15 protein-coding genes are annotated in these 18,631 nt (G+C 68.4%); 1 reads left to right on the forward strand and 14 read right to left on the reverse strand.

Annotation, left to right across the window (positions count from 1 at the left end):
- Positions 1–5 precede the first annotated feature (5 nt).
- The 10 genes from WKC72_RS24450 to WKC72_RS24495 form a co-directional block, all read right to left on the reverse strand.
- A complete protein-coding gene (locus WKC72_RS24450) occupies positions 6–2,138 on the reverse strand; it encodes a molybdopterin-dependent oxidoreductase (protein WP_370179798.1) in 2,133 nt (710 codons plus the stop codon).
- On the reverse strand, positions 2,135–3,763 hold the full coding sequence (locus tag WKC72_RS24455) for an FAD-dependent oxidoreductase (RefSeq protein WP_370179800.1): 1,629 nt from the start codon (positions 3,761–3,763) through the stop codon (positions 2,135–2,137). The genes WKC72_RS24450 and WKC72_RS24455 overlap by 4 nt, the downstream gene beginning before the upstream one ends.
- A complete protein-coding gene (locus tag WKC72_RS24460; RefSeq protein ID WP_370179802.1) occupies positions 3,763–6,003 on the reverse strand; it encodes a molybdopterin-dependent oxidoreductase in 2,241 nt (746 codons plus the stop codon). The genes WKC72_RS24455 and WKC72_RS24460 overlap by 1 nt, the downstream gene beginning before the upstream one ends.
- Entirely contained in the window at positions 6,000–8,129 is a 2,130-nt protein-coding gene (locus WKC72_RS24465) for a molybdopterin-dependent oxidoreductase (protein WP_370179804.1), read from the reverse strand. The genes WKC72_RS24460 and WKC72_RS24465 overlap by 4 nt, the downstream gene beginning before the upstream one ends.
- A 4-nt stretch (positions 8,130–8,133) precedes the next feature.
- Complete coding sequence (locus WKC72_RS24470) at positions 8,134–9,537, reverse strand: MFS transporter (RefSeq protein ID WP_370179806.1); 1,404 nt, start codon at positions 9,535–9,537, stop codon at positions 8,134–8,136.
- A gap of 62 nt (positions 9,538–9,599) precedes the next feature.
- Complete coding sequence (locus WKC72_RS24475; protein ID WP_370179808.1) at positions 9,600–11,141, reverse strand: class I adenylate-forming enzyme family protein; 1,542 nt, start codon at positions 11,139–11,141, stop codon at positions 9,600–9,602.
- A gap of 215 nt (positions 11,142–11,356) precedes the next feature.
- Positions 11,357–12,607 carry a CaiB/BaiF CoA transferase family protein gene (locus tag WKC72_RS24480; RefSeq protein ID WP_370179810.1) on the reverse strand — a complete coding sequence of 417 codons (1,251 nt, stop codon included), beginning with the start codon at positions 12,605–12,607 and terminating at the stop codon, positions 11,357–11,359.
- Positions 12,604–13,278 carry a PaaI family thioesterase gene (locus tag WKC72_RS24485; protein WP_370184484.1) on the reverse strand — a complete coding sequence of 225 codons (675 nt, stop codon included), beginning with the start codon at positions 13,276–13,278 and terminating at the stop codon, positions 12,604–12,606. The genes WKC72_RS24480 and WKC72_RS24485 overlap by 4 nt, the downstream gene beginning before the upstream one ends.
- A gap of 41 nt (positions 13,279–13,319) precedes the next feature.
- A complete protein-coding gene (locus WKC72_RS24490; protein ID WP_370179812.1) occupies positions 13,320–14,081 on the reverse strand; it encodes an enoyl-CoA hydratase/isomerase family protein in 762 nt (253 codons plus the stop codon).
- Positions 14,078–15,259: a Rieske 2Fe-2S domain-containing protein gene (locus WKC72_RS24495; protein ID WP_370179814.1), complete on the reverse strand. Its 1,182-nt coding sequence runs from the start codon at positions 15,257–15,259 to the stop codon at positions 14,078–14,080. Before WKC72_RS24495 ends, WKC72_RS24490 begins: the two co-directional genes overlap by 4 nt.
- 71 nt (positions 15,260–15,330) lie before the next feature.
- Here WKC72_RS24495 and WKC72_RS24500 point away from each other — a divergent pair, with 71 nt between their 5' ends.
- Complete coding sequence (locus WKC72_RS24500) at positions 15,331–15,933, forward strand: TetR/AcrR family transcriptional regulator (protein WP_370179816.1); 603 nt, start codon at positions 15,331–15,333, stop codon at positions 15,931–15,933.
- A gap of 44 nt (positions 15,934–15,977) precedes the next feature.
- Here WKC72_RS24500 and WKC72_RS24505 read toward each other — a convergent pair whose 3' ends face one another.
- The 4 genes from WKC72_RS24505 to WKC72_RS24520 form a co-directional block, all read right to left on the reverse strand.
- A complete protein-coding gene (locus tag WKC72_RS24505) occupies positions 15,978–16,595 on the reverse strand; it encodes a hypothetical protein (RefSeq protein WP_370179818.1) in 618 nt (205 codons plus the stop codon).
- A gap of 71 nt (positions 16,596–16,666) precedes the next feature.
- Positions 16,667–17,425 (reverse strand): MlaD family protein, encoded by a 759-nt coding sequence (locus tag WKC72_RS24510; protein ID WP_370179820.1) that lies wholly within the window; start codon positions 17,423–17,425, stop codon positions 16,667–16,669.
- Positions 17,376–17,627 carry a hypothetical protein gene (locus tag WKC72_RS24515; protein ID WP_370179822.1) on the reverse strand — a complete coding sequence of 84 codons (252 nt, stop codon included), beginning with the start codon at positions 17,625–17,627 and terminating at the stop codon, positions 17,376–17,378. The genes WKC72_RS24510 and WKC72_RS24515 overlap by 50 nt, the downstream gene beginning before the upstream one ends.
- Positions 17,624–18,631 (reverse strand): MlaD family protein, encoded by a 1,008-nt coding sequence (locus WKC72_RS24520; RefSeq protein ID WP_370179824.1) that lies wholly within the window; start codon positions 18,629–18,631, stop codon positions 17,624–17,626. Before WKC72_RS24520 ends, WKC72_RS24515 begins: the two co-directional genes overlap by 4 nt.

An 18,631-nucleotide genomic window follows, 5' to 3' on the forward strand; every position in this document is an offset into this window, starting at 1 on the left:
CCGATTCAGCGCCGGACCACGTCGACCTTGATGCCGGTGAGCTGCGACTGGTTACTGAGTGGGTCGTACCCAGTCCGGCCGGTGGGCGCGAGCCGGTTGACGTTCACGCCGGGGTGGCGCCTCGCCACGTCGAGCCCCCCGGCCGTGCTCTGCCCCCACCCGTGGGTCATCGCGACGACCCCCGAGCGCAGGGTCTCGTCACACACAAGCACGGCGTCGACCTCGCCGTGAGAATTGCGCACCGCCACGTCGTCGCCCTCGACGAGGTCTCGACGGCGGGCATCGTCCGGGTTCATCCACAGTGGATTGCTCTGGTGGACACCCTGTTTGAACACCGATAGGTTGTGCAGCCAGCTGTTGACCATGTAATGCGTGCGGCGCGTGATCAGCGTGAGCTGGTCGGCGGGTTCCGCGGCCAGCTCCTCGAAGATGCGCTCGGCTGTCCGGTACGACCGCTGAAAGAGTGTCGGGGAGCAGTCGATCAGGCCGTCGTCGTGCTGGACCGCGATGCTGAACACGTGCGAGGGATCGGCCTCCGGCAGCACCGCAGTCTGACAGGGCATCGCCTTCAACGCCTCGATGCTCAGACCCGAGTCCCGCATCGTCGCGTCGACCACGGCGAACGGATTCGGATCGGGGTCGTCGAGCAGTGTCCGGACGCCCATCTCCTGCTGGATGCGGGACAGGATCCACCAGTCGTCGCGGCGCTCCCCCTTCGCCGGCACGACGGCGGGTGTGTACTGCACGTAGGGCTCCATTGCGACACCCATCGCGTTGAGGAAGTTGACGTCTTCCCGCTCCAGCCAATCCGTGGCCGGCAGAACGTAGTCCGCCATCTCTCCGGTGACGGTGCGGTACAGATCGACCGTGACGATCAGGTCGAGCCGCTCGAATGCGCGGCGCAGCCGCTCGTCGCCACCGACCGACAGCAACGGGTTGCCCGACACCACGATCAGCGCGCGAATCGGGTCGTCGGGGTTCTCGATGAACTCCGGGAGCAGCGCGGCGGGCAGATCGCCGCTCACGGTGCGCATCTCACCGAAGGGACCTTCGTAGAACGGGTCCTCCCGCTTGCGTTTCGAATTCTGCACCACGTCGGCGACACCACGAGAGTAGATGTTGCCGCCGCGCCTGCCGAGATTGCCGGAGAACAGGCTCACCATGGTGAGCATCCAGTAGGCCAGCGCGCCCTGCCTGCCCTGGTTCACACCGGTCGCCATGTAGATGCTCGCGCTCGGCGCCGCACAGAAGTCCTCCGCCACCTGACGGATCGTGTCCGCGTCGATGCCGGTGACCGCGGCGATCCTGTCGACGGGATACCGCCGGACGAAGTCGAGCAACTCGTCGACGCGTCGCGCGTGACGTTCCACCTCGTCGCGGTCGTACCCGATCCGGAAGACGATCTCGTGCAGGATCCCGGCGAGAAAGTAGAAATCGGTGTCCGGCTTGATCAGCAGCACCTCACCGGTCTCCGGCGACGACGACTCGATGCGGCGCGGATTGACGAACAGCACGGTTCCGCCCCGCTCGTTCACGGCCCGGATCTTGGCCATCGGATCCGAGATGTGGATCAACGTCATGTGCGAGACCTGCGGATTGCTGCCCAGGCACAGGAAGTAGTCCGTGTGCAGCAGGTCGGGGATCGGGTGCGCCATCGATGCACCGTAGATCGCTTCGCTTGCAGCGTATTTGGCGGAGGTGTCCTGTGTCCCCGCACTGAAGCGCATCCGGGTGTCGAAGCCGCGGGCGATCGTGGCGGCGTTCGCGTAGTACGCGCCGTTGAAGGCCGACGGATTACCCTGGTAGACGGCGAGGGCGTTGCGACCGTGTGCGCGACGCACCTCCTGGAGCCTGTCGGCGATCTCGCGCGCCGCGACGTCCCACTCGACCGGCTCGAAGGCTCCCCGCTCCTCGCTCCGCGGGTTGATCCTCTTCAGCGGCCGGTCGAGCCGGTCCGGATCGCGGTGCACCTGGAGGTAGTGCACGCCCTTGTGGCAGGAGAACCCCTTGTGCACGGGGTGCGCCGTGTCGGGCTGCAACCGGACGACCTCGTCCTCACGTACCTCCGCGAGCAGGCCGCACCCAGGCTCGCAGATCCGGCAGAAGGTGTGCACGTGCGTCGACTCCGTTTCACTCATTTGGTGGCCGCACCCGCGACAACAGCCGCCTCCCCGGCATCGACGATCTTGATGCGGGGCCGGCCCGCCTCCCGCCCCCTCGCACGCTCGTAGCGGTCGATCGCGCGCCAGTCCGCGCCGCCCAGCGAGGCGGGTTGCCGGGCCCGCACCAGCGCCGTCAGGTCGGCCGCGGACACGGTCGGCGCTGCGAGGAGGCCCACGCGGTGATCGTCGAGCAGGGCCTCGACGGTCTCCGCGGCGCAATAGCGGTTGGTGCCGATCACGCCGGTCGCCCCGCGCTTGATCCAGCCCGCCACGTAGTGGCCGGCGACGGGTTGCCCGGTGCCCGGTTCGACGACGCGCCCCGACACGTTGGCCACGGTGCCGGCGGTCTCGTCGAACGGGAGGCCTGCGATGGGAAGTCCGCGGTATCCCACAGCCCGCAGGACCATCCCACATTCGATCCGGTCCACGGTGCCCACGTCGGTGTCGGTCACCAGCAACGCCTCGGTACGGTCCGCGCCGAGCACTTCCCGAGGGGCCGTGCCGAAGCGCAGCACGATGCGCTTGTTTCCCGGAGTCGCCTCCCTCCGGGAGTACTCTGCCAGGATCTTCAGTTTGGTCGGGGCTTCCGGGCCCGCCGTCACGGGCCCCTCGACGAGGACGTCGATGCCGGGCAGTGAGCCGAGCGCGAGCAGTTCCGGTGTGGTGCACGCCGCGTGTCCGGGTCCCCGTCGGCCGAGCACCACCACCTCCTCGATCCGGCTGACGGCGAGGGCCGCGAGCGCGTGATCTGCGATGTCGGTGCGGCCCAGGGTCTCCCTATCGGAGACGAGAATGCGGGCGACGTCGAGCGCCACGTTGCCGTTGCCGACCACGACCGCACGCCGCGCGGTGAGGTCGAACGCACGGTCGGCGTGCTCGGGGTGGCCGTTGTACCAGGCCACGAACTCCCGGGCAGCATGGCTGCCCGTCAGATCCTCGCCGGGGACGCCGAGGCGGCGGTCCCCGGCCGCTCCGGACGCGTGGATCACCGCGTGATGGTGGGCCAGCACCTCGTCGATCGTCACGTCCCGCCCGACGTCGACGCCCAGGTGGAACGTGAAGCCGTCCCGCCGTGCGGTGCGGTCGAACACCCGGTCCACCGTCTTGGTGTGCCAGTGGTCCGGCGCGACGCCGAACCGCACGAGTCCGCCTGCAACCGGGAGTCTTTCGAACATCGTGACCTCGGCGGCGATGTCGCGGCGAGCCAGTAGTTCCTCGGCGGCGTAGAACGCCGACGGACCGGATCCGACGATCGCCACCCGCAACACCGGTGGGTGGGCGACGTCGGCGGTCGCGAGGCCGACCGGAAGCGGCTGCACGTGCGCGCCCGACGGGGAGGTGCGCGGATTCCGTTCGAAGTACTCCGAGTTGATCTCGCGGTACCGGTCGATGTCCGGCGCAGCCGCGTCGCCGGGGACGATCGCGTCCACGGGACAGACATCGGAGCAGGCTCCGCAGTCGATGCAGGCGGCAGGATCGATGTACAGCATCTCGGTGCGCTTGTACTCCCGCTCCGCAGGGGTCGGGTGGATGCAGTCGACCGGACAGACCGCAACGCAGGTCGCGTCGTTGCAACAGTTCTGGGTAACCACGTACGCCATCAGGGATGCTCCTCGCTGGTGCGCGTCACCGTGACCGGGACGCCGTTGAAGATCGGGGACGCCGTCAGCGCCTCGAGGTCGGTGGTGTCGTCCACCAGGGCGTTGTAATTGCTGCCCGCGACCGATGCCGACCGGGACGTCCGCAGACCCGGCCCGTCGTGGCCCCACCCGTGCGGCATGCTCACCACACCGGGACGCAACGCGTCGTCGAGGCGCAGCTCGGCGGTCACGGTGGTGATGCGGGAGGTCACCGCAACGCGGTCGCCGCTGACCAGGCCGCGCTCGGACGCGTCGTGCGGACTGATCAGCAGCGCGCATTGGCCGGCGTCCGTCTGCGGCAGCGCGTTGTGCAGCCACGAATTCATGCCTCGGCGCTGGCGCCGGTTGATCAGCAGCAGATCCGGAGCGGGCCTCGTCATGCTCGCCCGCAGCCGCGGCAGGTCCGCGGCGATCATCTCCGGCACCAGGTCGATCCGCCCGTCCGGGGTACGGAGCACCCCCGGGAGGCGCGGCTCCAGCGGCCCGTAGTCGATGCCGTCCGGGTTGCCCTCCAGCCGCGCGAGGGTCAGCCCGTCGGGATCGCGGCCGAAACGGTCACCGTAGGGTCCGCTGCGCAGCCGCAGGTCCAGCAGGCGCTGCGGTCCGCGACGGCCGTCAGTGCTGCGCAGCGCCCGTTCCGGCTCGCAGCCGACGAGTTTCGCGGCGCGCCGAGCCGCGACACCAGCCATGTCGTCGTCCATCTCGTCGATCGGCCGGTCGGGGGTTCCCTTCGCGATCGCCGCCAGCCGCAGCAGGATCTGCCATTCCGCCATTTCGCCGACGGCGAGGTCGAGAAGCGGCGGGGTGTAGCGTGCGACGTTCCGAATCTGAAAGTGCGCCAGCGTCACGTCGTGGTGGCCCCGGGTGGTCACCGCCGGCGGGGGCAGGATGACGTCCGCGTGCCGAGTGGTCTCGTTGAGATAGCAGTCCACCGAGACCATGAACTCGAGCGCATCGAGTGCGTCCTCGATCGCGCCGCTGTTGGGCAGGGAGCGGGCCGGGTTCCCGGCAAGGGTGATCAGTGCACGGGTGCGGCCGGGTCCGGGAGTGAGGATCTCCTCCGCGAAGCAGACCGCGGGCAACTCCCCCATCGCCTCCGGCAGTCCCCGGACCCGCGAGCGCCACCGGTCGAACATCAGCTTCGGCGGCCTGGTCACCGGCCAGGTGTTCTGCCCGCCCGCGGGCGGCAACGCGAACATCGCACCGCCGGGCCGGTCCAGGTTGCCGGTCACGATAGTGAGTACCTCGACGAGCCAGTTCGCGAGGGTGCCGAACTCCTGCATGCACGTCCCGATCCGCGAATGTGCGACCGCTGCAGGAGCTCCCGCGAACCCGCGGGCCACCGTGCGGATCACGTCGGCGTCGATCCCGCACACGTCGGCGACGGCGTCGGCACCGAACTCCGCGGCCAACGCCAGCGCGGCGTCCACGCCGTCGACCACCTCCGGCACCCGGTCGGGCCGGGCCAGGCCGTCCGCCGCGATCACGGACAGCACCCCGAGCAGGAACAGGGAGTCCGTGCCGGGGCGGATCGGCACGTGCACGTCCGCAACCTCGGCGGTGCGGGTCCGCACCGGGTCCACCACGACGAGGGTGCCGCCCCGGTCGCGCAGCGCCTGCAGTCGGTGGTGCATACCGGGTGCGGTGACGGTGCTGCCGTTGGAGACCATCGGATTCGAGCCGAGGATCAGCAGGTAGTCGGTGCGGTCGAGGTCGGGCAGGCTCATGCCCAGTCCGGTGCCGTACAGCAGCATGTGCGCGAGGTTCTTCGGCCAGGTGTCGACGCTGGCCGGCGAGTAGATGTTCCTGGTGCCGACGGCGCCGATCAGCTCGCCCAGGTAGAACGTGGCGTCGAGGTGATGGGCGGCCGGGTTGCCGTGGTAGATCGCGCAGCTGCCCGGATCGCCGGTAACGAATTCCGGTAGCCTGCGCTCGATCTCGGCGAACGCCTCTTCCCAGCCGGCCTCCCGGAATCCACCGCCCGCAGTGCGCAGGAGCGGTGTCCGGATACGATCCGGGTCGCCCTCGATGCGGCCGAGGCCGAGCCCCTTCGCGCAGCTGTGCCCGGCGCTCATCACGTCGTCGGGGTTGGGGGCTACCCGCACGATGTCGCGGCCGGCGAGTTCGACGAGCAGCCCACAGGTCGATTCACACAGCGGGCAGATGCGGCGTCCGGTAACTGGTTCGGTATCGGTCTTCACGCGTCCTCCTCGGATGCGGCCGGCTCGACCGCGACGGGCACGGCGGTCATCGTCGGCATCGCGTTGATCGCCTGCACTCCGGCACCGGTTCCGGTGAGCACGTTCACGTTCACGCCGGCGTCGCCCTGCGGGTCGACGCTGCCGAAGCAGTGCGTCATCGACACGGTGCCCCGGGCGAGGGTGCGGTCCGCGCGCGCGGTCGCACGCAGCCGCCCGGACGCCGAACGCAGCGTCACCACCTGCCCGTCGGTGATCTCGAGGGTGGCCAGGTCGTCCGGGTGCAGGCTCGCCGGATTGGTCCCGCCCGGAACGAGCCCCGGAACGCGTATGCCGGTGGAGTTCACCGCCTCACGGATCCGGCGCACCGTCAGAAGCAGCGGATACCGTTCGGTGACAGACATATCCGTCAACGCCGCGTGTAGTTCGGCGCGCACGTCGTCGGGCATCAGCGTCAGGCGGTGCCCGGCACCCTCCTCGGTGGCCGGGCACACGACGGCCCCGCTGGCCCCGGCGAGATACCCGTGCGGGGCGGCGACCAGGTCCGGGAACGCGACACGTCCCCGCTCCGCCGTCATCGCGAGCAGTTGCTCGGAGGTCGGCGGTGATGCGGGATCGAGAATGCGGCCGGCGAACTTGACCGGCTGTCCCGACGCAGCGGCGAGGTCGAGGAAGAACTGCCAGTCGTCGACGACGCCGGGCGGCGGCGTCACGACAGCGGGGGTGAACTGCGCGAACGGGCGCGGGAAGAACGGCTCCATGATCGCGGTGTGATCGGCGCGTTCATACATCGTCGTCGGGGCGATCACGTAGTGCGCGAGCCGTGCGGTATCCGACATGCGGGTGTCGACGCACACCAGCAGGTCCAGTGATCGCATTGCGCGCAACGCCTTCCCACGGTCGGGTAGAGCCGCTGCCGGGTTGCCTCCGGAGACGATCAGCGCCCGCACCCGGTCGGGACCGGGTTCGAGGATCTCGTCGGCGAGGATGCCGGACGGCAGCTCACCGCGAATCGCACGCACCCCACCGATGCGGCTGCGGAATCCGTGCTCGTAGGCCCGGGTGGGTGGTGCGACCTCCGCGCGCGCGGGCACGCGCCGGGTCAGGACGGCGCGGTCGTCCGCCCGCTCCCCCTCACGCAGGTACCGGCCGCACACCACATTCAGGGCGGCAACGAGGTGCTCCGCGAGGTTCGAGTGCGGGCCCATGCACAGCCCCGTCCCGGTGGTCGCCATGCCGCGCGTGCCACGTGCAAACATCCGGGCTGCCGCGGTGACCTCGTCGGAGGACACGCCGCAGATCCGCTGTACCACCGCCGGAGTCACCGCGGCCACTGCGTCGACGAGACCGGCCACATCGGCGGTATACCGGCGGCAGAAGTCTGCGTCGTGGAGGTGTTCGGTGAGGACGACATGGAGGAGGCCGGCGAACAGTACTGCGTCCGTCCCGGGGCGGGGCGCCAGGTGCAGGTCGGCCAGGGCCGCGGTCTCGGTGCGCCGCGGGTCGACGACGATCAGCCGCAGCCCCCGCTCGCGTGCCGCCCGCAGGGTGACGGACGGGTTCTGCACCACCGCACCGTCCCCGTCGCCGCCGTTGCCGGACACGACGGGGTTGGTGCCGGCCAGGAGCCACACATCCGCGTCCTCGAACCGATGCCGCCCCCCGAGATACGTTCCCATCCGTTCGGCGACAACCCATTTCGCGGACTGATCGATGGTCATCGTGGAGAACAGCTTGTGTGAGCCGGTGCCCCGGAACCAGGCCCGGGCCATCGGCGGGGTGAGAGCGGCGAAGTTCTGCTGCGTCCCCATGAACAGGGCGACCGCCTCCGGTCCGTGCCGGTCCACGATGGTGCGCAGCCGCTCCGCGATGTCGGTGACGGCGCGCGCCACCGGCACCGGCTCATGGGTGCCGGCGGCGGTGCGCCGCATCGAGGTGGTCAGCCGGTCCGGCCCGTGGACGAGGTCGCCACCGCGACGACCCTTCGGGCAGGTGTACCCACCGGAGATCGGATGGTGGGCATCACCGAGCACACGTGCGATCCGTCCGTCCTCGACGTCGAGGAGGACCCCGCACGAGGAGGCACACAGCCTGCAGAATGAGGTACGCCGGGACGTGACGGGTCGCATGGTTTCAGTGCGCCTCCGCCGGCACGGCTGCCGGTTCCGCGGCCCCGATGGCGGCGCGCCCGCGCAGTCGTTCCCGCACGAACAGCGCACCGAGGGTGAGGACGGCGACGGCGGTCGGCACGATCATCAGCAGGAAGATCGTGCGTGCGTCCATTCCGGCCGCGATCAGGGCGGCGCCGAGGGTCGGCCCTGCGATGGACCCGATGCGCCCGATTCCCATCGCCCAGCCGATGCCGGTGGAGCGCGCCGCCACCGGGTAGATCGACGCGGCGATCGCGATGATGCCCGCCGAACTGCCGGACATACCGAATCCGACGATGCAGATCGTGATGAGCAGCAGGGTCGGGTTCGCCAGGAACATCGCGACAGCGCCGATGAACAGGGCCCCGAGCGTGTAGCCCGCCATCACGACCGCGTAGGCGGCATCCGAGCCCCGGGACCGGGCCCACGCGGTGCCGACCCGGTCGGTGATCCACCCGATGGACAGCGCGCCGGCCATGCCGCCGAGGTTGAACAGTGCGGCCGCCAAGATCGCATTGGACGCGCTCTGCCCGGCCTGGCTGAACAGCGACGGCATCCAACCGAACAGGAAATAGATCACCAGGAAGTTGATGACGAACACGACCCACAGCAGGATCGTGTCCAGTGCCCGGCCGCCGGCGAAGAGTTCCCGGATGGGCGATTTCGTGGCCGCGGTGTCCACGGTGAACGTCACCGAGCCACTGATCCCGGCCTGCGGGGCGATCGCCGAGAGGATCTTCGCGGCGCCGGCGTGGTCGCCCCGCGCGGCGAGGAACTTGCCCGACTCGGGTAACCCGGCCCACGCCAGCGCCGCCACGACCAGCGGGAGAACGCCACCGGCCACGAAGATCGACTGCCACCCGTACGCCGGGATCAGTTGAGCAGCAGCGAGTCCGCCGAGGAATCCACCGAGGGACATGCCGGCAACGACGATGGTGACCATGGTGGAGCGGCTACGCGCGGGACTGTATTCACTGGTGAGTGCGATCAGGTTCGGGGTGACGCCACCGAGCCCGATTCCGGCGAGGATGCGCAGCACGATCAGCACACCCATCGACGGCGCGAATGCGGACGCGAGCGTGAACACCGCGAACAGCACGGTGCACAGCAGGATCACCCGGCGACGGCCCCACCGGTCGGCGACGGGACCGAACAGCAGGCTGCCCACGACCATCGCGCCGCTGCTGAGGGCCAGCAGCAGTCCGAACGAGGCCTTGGACAGGCCCCAGTCCTCGGACAGCGCAGGAATCGCGAATCCGATCAGCTGGGCATCCATGCCATCGAGGATCGCGAGCGCCAGGCACAGCGCGATGGCTCGTTTCTGGAGGGCCGACACCGGTGCGGTGTCGATGAGGTGGGACATGTCGACATCACGAGTTGGGGCCACGACGTGAATTCCTCTCGGGAGGGGGGACCGCAGGGGATGAAGCCTCGAGCTGGATGGGCGCCCTAGACCGGGGTGACGGTGCCGTCGACCGCGAGTGCGTCGGCGGGTGCCTCTGGGAAGCGTTGGCGCAGAGACGGCTTGGCGAGCTTGCCGGAGAACGTTCGGGGCAGGGGTTCACCGAGGGCGACGGCGTGCTTGGGGCGCTTGAACTTCGCCAGGTTCTCGCCTGCGACCGCGGCGATGTCGGCGACGATCTCGGCGGCGGGACGCTCGCTGTGGAACACCACCATCGGCACCTCGCCCCACCGATCGTCCTTGACCCCGATGACGGCGAGATCGACCAGACCGTCGATACCGTGCAGCGCCTTCTCGATCTCGGCGGGATAGACGTTGAGGCCACCGGAGATCAGCATGTCCTTGCTGCGATCGACGATCTTGAGGAATCCGCCCTCGTCCTGCATGCCGAGGTCGCCGGTGCGTAGCCATCCGTCGCCGAGGGTCGCAGCGGTGGCTTCGGGTTTATTCCAGTATTCCCGCAGCACGTGCTCGCCGCGGACCAGGATCTCGCCGACCTCACCGGCCGGGGTGTCGACTCCCGGATCACCGATCCGGACGTGGGTGCCGACCAGCGGCAGCCCGGCGAAGCCGGGACGCGACACGGCGTCTTCATACGCGAGGGTCGAGACCATGCCGGACGCCTCGGTCAGGCCGTAGCACTGCGTGAGCGGGATGTCGTGTGACCGATAGAAGTCGAGCAGGTCCAGGCTGACCGGCGCGCCACCCGTGCCGGCGAAGGTGAACTTGGCGAGCTTGCGGGTGCCGAAGTCGGGCAGCATCGTCATCCGTTCCCAGATCACCGGGACGGTCGTGGTGGCCGTGATCTGCTCGCGCTCGAAGGTGTCGAGGGCGATCTCCGGGTCGTACTCGCGCAGCAGGACCATCGTCGCGCCAGGCACGACGACGAGCTGCATGAAGATCGACAGGACCGAGCCGGTGTACACCAGCGGGGCGGAGCACAGCACCCGGTCCCGCTGCGAGAATCCGAACGTGATCGACTGCGAGATGCCGGGGGTCATCGCGTTGCGGTGGGTGATCAGGGCGCCCTTCTGCACGCCGGTGGTCCCCGAGGTGTAGCAGATGAAGCCGGGGTCGTCGGCGTCGATGGCGACGACGGGTGCGGTTCCGGGGTCGATCAGCCGCTCGTACGGCTGGTGGGCGGTGCCCCCGATCGCGTAGGTCTCGAATTCCGTCTGCTCGGCGGCGACTTCGAGCAGCGACGCGAAGCCGTCCTCGACGATCACCACGCGTGGCGCGGAGTCGACCACCATCGGTGCCAGCTCCTTGGCGGTGAGCCGGAAGTTGAGCGGGACGCTGATCGCGCCGAGCTTGAGTGTCGCCAGGATGACATGCGCGAGTTCGGGGCGATTGAGCATCATCACCGCCACCCGGTCGCCCTTGCGGACGCCGCGGGCCGCGAGCCCGCGGGCGAGTGCGTCGGTGATCGCGTCGACCTCGGCCCAGGTCTGCGATGTGTCCCCGAACACGATCGCCTGTTGGCGCGAACGCGTCTTACCCCAGAACCGGGTCAGGTCCGCGAGATTCATCTGTGCTCCTCGTTGTCGTCAGCCGGTCCACCCGGCCGCGGCGTCGACGGGTGTGACCACCCTCACTTCGTTCCGTAAACCTAACAGCTGTAGGCACCTTGCGCAATGCCCGATCCCCGACTTGCGTGCTGTGGATCCGAACCGGTCCGGACAACGAAAACAACACCCACACAGTACGTTTCGTGTGGGTGTTGCTTTCTACGGGATACGTCCGATCAGCCGGCCGGAGGTACCTCGCGCCGAGAGCTGCCCGGGTCGATCGCCGCGGTGATCCGCGCATCGTCGTACCCGGCCACCGACCGCAGCACCTCCGCGGTGTCCGCGCCCACGACCGGTGGCAGCGCGGGCGCGAACTTCTCCCCGGCGACGCGCACCGGGCTGACCACGAATTCGAGTTCACCGACCCCCGGGTAGTCGACCCGGTAGGTGTTCTCCCGCGCCCGGAAGTGCGGGTCCGCGAGCATGTCGGACACGCTGTTGACCGGACCTCCCGCGATGCCGTGTTCGAGGAACAGCTGCACCCACTCGGCGCGGGTGCGCAGCGCGAAGATCTCCGTCAGCGCACGCCACACGAGGTCCGCGCGGGCGGGAGCGCCCTCGTCGGTGCTGGTGAGGTCGACACCGATCAGGTCCTGACGCCCGACCGCGACCAGAAAGTTGTGCCAGAACTTCTCCACGTGCGACCCGAACAGGATCGCCTCGCCGTCGCTGGTGCGGTAGGCCTCGAGCCGCGGCCAGTCGGGCAGCCGGCCGTCCGGGAGCCAGGACGGACGCGGCATCGAGCGGTCCCTGTTCAACTCTGCGTCCACCGTGTCGGGCATCCACGCGGCCGCGACGTCGATGCCCGCCACCTCGACGCGGCAGCCGACACCGGTGGCTCCGGCCTTGTGCAACGCGGCGAGCAGACCCATTGCCCCGTACGCGCCGAGCGCATACATCGCGATCGGCGGCGTTGTCGATCCCGCCATGCCCTCGGTCGGCGGCTCTGCGGGAGTACTCACCTCGCGGAGTCCGGCGTATGCGTCGAACACCGGACCGCCGGTGCCCAGAACCCGGTACGGGCCGTCGGTGCCCATACCCGACACTGTACACAGCACGATCTTCGGATTCACTTGGCGCAGTTGCTCGTAGCCGACTCCGAGCCAGTCCAGGTAGCCGCCGCGCATACCTTCGACGACGGCGTCACACGAGCGAGCGAGGTCGAGGAAGGCCTCCTTGCCCTCGGGGCTGCGTAGGTCGAGCGCAACGGACTTCTTGCCGCGGTTCCATCGCAGGTGCATGAACGCCGGCCCGTCCGGATCGCCGATCGCCCGGCTGCCACCGACGCGGACCGGGTCGCCGAGCGGCCCCGACTCCACCTTGATCACCTCGGCACCAAGGTCCGCGAGGTGCCCACCCAGCGACGCCGGGGCCAGCTGGGCGACCTCGAGGACCCGCACACCGTCCAACAGCGAGTACCCACTCATGAACTCTCCTCCACTCCCCGACCCACGGCCAGCGAGACATTCTGTGTTTGTTCAGGTTTCAGTTCGATCCAGAGTCCCTCGACGTCGGCCACGAGGACGTCTCCGTGGTACATGGCACCGCGCATGAACCGCTTGCGACCGTCCTGGCCGGCGAACTCCGCCTCCACACGCAATTCGACGTCGAGTGGTGCGGGCGCCCGATAGTTGACGTGCAGGTACGCCGTGCGGGCCCACGGTCTGCCGCAGCTGTTGGCGAGGCGCGCGAGGATCTCGTCGAAGATCAGCGGCGTCACGCCACCGTTCATCGCGTAGCGCCCGGAATGGAATCTGCCGACCGTGACGCGACCACACGCCCGGGTCGCGGTCACCTCGTCGACGTGGAGCGGTGGTGTCAGCGTCTGTCCACGGCCGGGAAGATCCCAGCGCCGGCCGGCGATCTGTTCGTCCTCGCCGACCTCGAACTCCGCCAGTCGTCCCGCGAGATCGCGGAGCGTACGCGCCGCACGACTCGCCGCGTCCGGGTTCGGGCGGCTGCGGGTGACGGCCTCCTGCACCGAGCGCAGGGCCTCTGCCAATTCCGCGAACTCGTCGTCGCCGCCGGTGGTCGGTTCGAACGGGTCGTCCCAGCTGGGACTCCAGATGTCGTCGGGAATCGTGACGGTGGCGTCCATCCGGACCTCGCTTTCGGTGGTGAGGAGTGACGGCGTGCGGTTCACCGGGCGCGCCGTCCGAAGTACGAGCCGAACATCTCCTCGACCGGACGCGGCCGGAGCGTCGTGCGCGACACGACGTTCTCCCGGTCGTACCGGCTTCGCAGGTCGCGTCCCGGTCCGTCGAGCAGCAGTGCCTTGATCTCGCGCATCGCTTCCGGAGGCTGCGCCGCGATCTGTTCGGCCGCCTCGAGCGCGGAACCGAGCACCTCGCCGTCGGACGCGTACCGGGAGACGAGACCCATCCGGTACGCCTCCTCACCGGTGACCGCTCGGGACGTCAGCAGCAGATCGCGGGCCTGCCCCGCCCCGATCAGGTGGTCGAGCACCCACGTGAGGTTGGCGCCGCCGTACTTCGCCGCGGTGACGGTGATACGGGTGCCGGGACCTCCCACGCGCAGATCGGAGCACACCGCCAGCAGGGCGCCCGCGCCATAGGCCATGCCGTGGACCGCGGCGACGACGGGTTTGGGGAACGTGAAGTATCTCCACAGCAGTTCGTCCCGTTCGAGCAGACTGAGGGCGCAGGCGTCCGCCGTCATCGCCCGGAGTTCCTTCAGGTCGTATCCCGCGGAGAATGCAGCGGGACCCTCCCCCGCCAGCACCACCACCCGGACGTCCGAGTCGTCCGCCGCCTCGGCGAGCGCGGCATCGAGTTCACGTTGCAGGCCGAGGGTGATCGCGTTGTGCACGTCGGGTCGCGCGAGGTCGAGTTGCAGCACTCCGGGTGCGGGCGACGATCGGCGCAGGTCGCCCGTCGTCACCTCACACCGCCGACTGCGGCCTCCTGCCGAGCGACCTCCTCGGCGTCCCGGGTGATCATCTTGTGGAATACCTGGCCCGGGAGCTCGTTGCGTCCGTAGATCAGCTCGTCGACCTGCCCGTGCGCCGCGTTGGCCGTGATCGTCTTCGTGACGAACCAGTCCTCTGCGTGCAGGGTCTCCATGAGGAGTTCCCAGTTCTTGTCGAGAATCCGCTTCTCGCGCGGAGTCTCGGGCTCCTTCGGGGACAGCAGGCGAATGGTGCAGTACGACACGTTGGGATCTTCGGTGTCGGGCACGATCGTCCAGATCTCGAAGTGGTTGGGCTCGGTCACGAGCATCGTGCCCGGATAGATCGTGTAGTTCGCGAGGGAGTAGTCGCGGACGTCGAACGAGTCGGGATCTGCGCCGCGAACCTCGGTGATCGACTTGCGGGCCACGACGATTCGCCACGAACGGTCGACCAGGTCGTAGGCCGTGATGTTGCCCTCGAGGTAGTTGCACACGGTCTTGGTGTGCAACTGGCACAGATGGTACGAGTCCTGGACGCCGTCGACGGCGATCTTCCAGTTCATGTCGAGTTTCCAGGTCTCCTTCCGTACCTGGAACGACTCGGCCATACCGGTGTCCGCCACCTCGGCGTCGTGCTTGGGACCTAGAATTGCGGCGATGTCGAGTTCGGCGCCGACCGTCGGAACCACCCAGACCAGGCCGTGCCGCACCTCGCAGGGGAACTCGACGAGCCCGTACTGCGAGCGGTCCATGCCGTCGAAGCCTTCCGCGTGCGGCATGCCCCGCAGATCTCCGCCGCGGCCGTATGCCCAGTTGTGATACGGGCAGCTGAAGATGCGCTTACAGCCGGCTTCCTCGAACTCCACCTTCGAACCCCGGTGCCTGCAGACGTTGGAGAAGGCCTTGACGCTGCCGTCCGTCTGCTTGACCACCAGTAGCGGCGTGCCGATCAGCTCGGTCGTGACGAAGTCGCCCGCCTTTTTCAGCTCGTCGACGTGGGCGACGATGTGCGGCAGCCGCCGCACCACCGTGCGCTCGCGTTCGGCGAGTTCGGGGTCGTTGAACACCGAGAACGGCACTCGAAGGAGGTCGTCCGCGTAGTCGGTGCTGTTGTTGTCGACATGTGCGATCAGTCGCTCGGTGAGTGTGATCTTGTCTTCGCGCTCCATATACCGAGAGTGGCACATGAGACATTCATTGTCTAGCGTCTCACGCGAAATGATGGCGGTACTGTTTCCTGGTGGCTGCAAGGACTGGAAACGAACCCGCGACCGACGTCCGCTCGACGATCCTCTCCGCAGCGGAGTCGTGCTTCGAACGCTTCGGGATCACCAAGACGACCATGGAAGACGTCGCCCGCGCTGCGGACATGTCCCGCGCGACCGTCTACCGGTACTTCTCGGACCGCGAGAGTCTGATCATCGAATCGGTCGCACGGCGCGCGCGCATGAACATGGCGCCCGCCCGCGCCTTCATAGCGAAGTGGCCCACGATCGAGGAGCGACTCGTCGAGGGCATCAGCCAGAACGTCGAAAGCGGTCTGAAGGACCCGATGGTCCACCTGCTGGTCTCCCCGTCGGAGATGACCCTGGCAAACTCCCTGCTGACGACGTCGGGCAAGGCCGTCGAACTGACCAGCGAGCTGTGGGAGCCTATTCTGCGCGAGGCGCAGGAGGCGGGCGACCTCCGCGCCGACCTCGATCTGCCCTTGCTGTGCGAATGGATCTCGGAACTGGAGATCATGTGTATCAGCCAACTCAACGGCGGCACCGGTTCGCTGGAACGGTTCCGCGAAAAGATCCGCACGTTCCTGGTCCCCTCGGTTCTGCCTTCCGGCGACTGAGTACCCGAGGTACGACGCCGCCAGCAGGCTGCCCCGAACTCCGGCTACCGCGGCGCCTTGTCCCCGTCGAGTGCCGAGTCGATTCCGCTGATCTCGGTGATCTTCCAGTCGTTTCCGCCGTCGACCGTCATCTTGTAGGTCGCCGTCGACTGAAGTCCGTCCGGTGCCTGGCTGTTCTTCGTCAGGACGCTGACGAAGCAATCGACCGAATAGGTTCCGTCCGGTCCCGGTTCTGCTTTCGCCGAGATCGGCTGCGCGCTCGACGTCCACTGGAGCGGAGCGATGATCTGTTCCATCGACGTCGCGGCCTGGGTGAGACGGTTCGACAGTTCAGGGGCGGTGCCCGCCGTCAGCCGTGTTCGCCACGCGGGCAGGTCGCGAAAGTCCATTTCGGCGGCGCCGGTCGCATAGTCGAGGGCGATCCTTTCCGCCTGCTGCCTGCTCGCCGACGCGTCGTGGAGTTGGTCGAGTTCGTCGGTCGTGCTCCGCAGTTGCCACCCGAGCACAGCCAGTGCGACGACGAGAACGGCGACCAGCCCCCCGACCACCACCGCCCGCAGCGGCACGTTCCTGCCCCCGCTGCGCTCGCGATCGCCCGCACCGTCGGAGGGATCGGCCCCGGGGTCGGTTCCGGAGTTCACGAGTTCCATTGATTTCTGCATCGTTCGCCTTTCGCTGGGCTGTCCGATCTCCGGGGGTGGACGATCGAGTACGTCTCGGGGTGCGGCTGCGTCTACCGTCCCGACGGGCTGAGATGGACTGTCAGTGCATCTCCGGATGTGGTGGACGCCAACACGTTGCCGAGCAGGCGGCCCACGTCGACGGTCCGCATCGCGGCCGCCCCGGCCTGGACCGAGGGCAGGAGATTCACGCCGATCACCTGCAGGTCCGGGGCGGTGTGGTCGAGGAACGTCTGCAGCTCCCCGATGAACGGGCTCGCTCCGTCGGCGATTCCGTCGCGCAGCGGACCCTTCTCGGTGGCGAATCGAATACCGCCGAGCACGTCGTGGAACCCGCTGCCGAACTCGGCGACGATCGGGGTCGTATCCCGCAAACCATCCGGCAGGATGGCGCTGTCCATCAGCAGAGGCTGCAGAGTGTCGAACAGTGTCGTGAGGTTGTCGGACTGCTGGGTGAGCGTCGCTGCGAGTAGTTCGCCCGCCCGCGTGAGATTGTTCAGGACCGCGAAGTCGTCGGGAAGCGCGACGTCGATCGTGTCGAAGATCGCTTGCACTCGAACGGGATCCACCTGTTCGAGGAGCCTGGTCAGGCGCTCCGAGAGCTCCTTGAACGTCGTCGGGACCACGACCTGGTTCGCCGGGACGGTGTCGCCGTCCTCGAGGTACGGTCCCGCGGCGGACGAGGGCAGCACGGCGAGGAAGGGTTCGCCCAACGCCGACAGATTGTCGACGCGGAATTCGCTGTCGGCCGGAATAGACCGGTCACTCTCGTAGTTCCACGCGACCTCGATGTGATCGGCCGACGCCGTCACGTCGCTGATGTGTCCGATTGCGACCCCCCCGGAGCAGCACACGGGAACCGACGACGAGACCATTCGAGTCCGGCACGTCCAGCGCGGCGGTGCGTACGTCGTCGAACCGGGCAACGTGCAGGCCCGCCCGGCCCATGTAGTGGAACGACAGCACGGCGATCACCACCATGCCGAGAATCGACAACGAAGTCTTGAGGGTCATTTCACTGCTCCCAGCATGCGGAGCAGGTTCTCCGCGTCGGCCACGATCTGGTCTCCCCCGGCAGATTCGATGCCCTCGATCTCGACGGAGGGCTTCTGCGCGAACGGCACGATCCTGCTGCGCAGGAAGCGCGACAGGACGACGGTCGTGTCCGGCCCCTCGTCCCAGACGTCGCGCGCCACATCCCCCGTGTCTGCGAGCGTGTTCAGCATGGGAACCATCCACAATCCGCCTTCGTAGACGCTGCCGACGGAGGGCAGGATCTGGCCGATGTGCGACACCACCGAGATCGCGAGTCGCCGCCAGTAGTGCACGCTGGAACTGTCGAACATGGCCGACAGGGCATCGGTGCGGTCGTCGAACGACAGTGCGGTCTCGTTCAACCCCGTCAGCGTCCGGTCGATCTCCTGGGTCCGGGCAGCGAGGTCCTGCATGTCCAGCGCCGCCACGGACGCCACGTCGCGCACGGCCGGGAGCGGCGGCACGACGGAATTCACCCGGGCCATCACATCCTCGATCCGCTGGATGCTGCCGCCGTTGACGAAGTTCGCCAGCACGGCGATGGTGTCCTCCAGTTGCGGCGGCGAGATGGTGCGGCTCACGGGGATGGTCCCTCCGGCAGGCAGATACCCGCCGGCGGCATCGCCGCCCTCATCGGTGACCGCGATGTACGTGTCGCCCAAAAGTGTGTCCTGACGGACGATCGCCCGCGCGTCGGCGGGAATCCTGGTGCCGCTTCCGATGCCGGCCGACACCGTCACCGTCGATCCGGATACCTGCAGGGAACGGACCTCGCCGACCCGCAAACCGTCCATCATCACGTCGGCGCCCGCCGGCAGATTCATCACGCTGGCGAACTCGAGCGACAGGTCGTAGGTGTCGCCGACGCCGCCGCGGACCGAGGGCAGGTCGTCCGGTCCCAGGGAACAGGCCGGCACCGTCAGCACCACCGCGCTCACGGACGCGGCACCCAGAATCTGCCGCGTTCTTCTCGACAGGTTCAT

This window comes from Rhodococcus wratislaviensis (assembly GCF_041228765.1).
Lineage (GTDB): Bacteria > Actinomycetota > Actinomycetes > Mycobacteriales > Mycobacteriaceae > Rhodococcus_F > Rhodococcus_F wratislaviensis.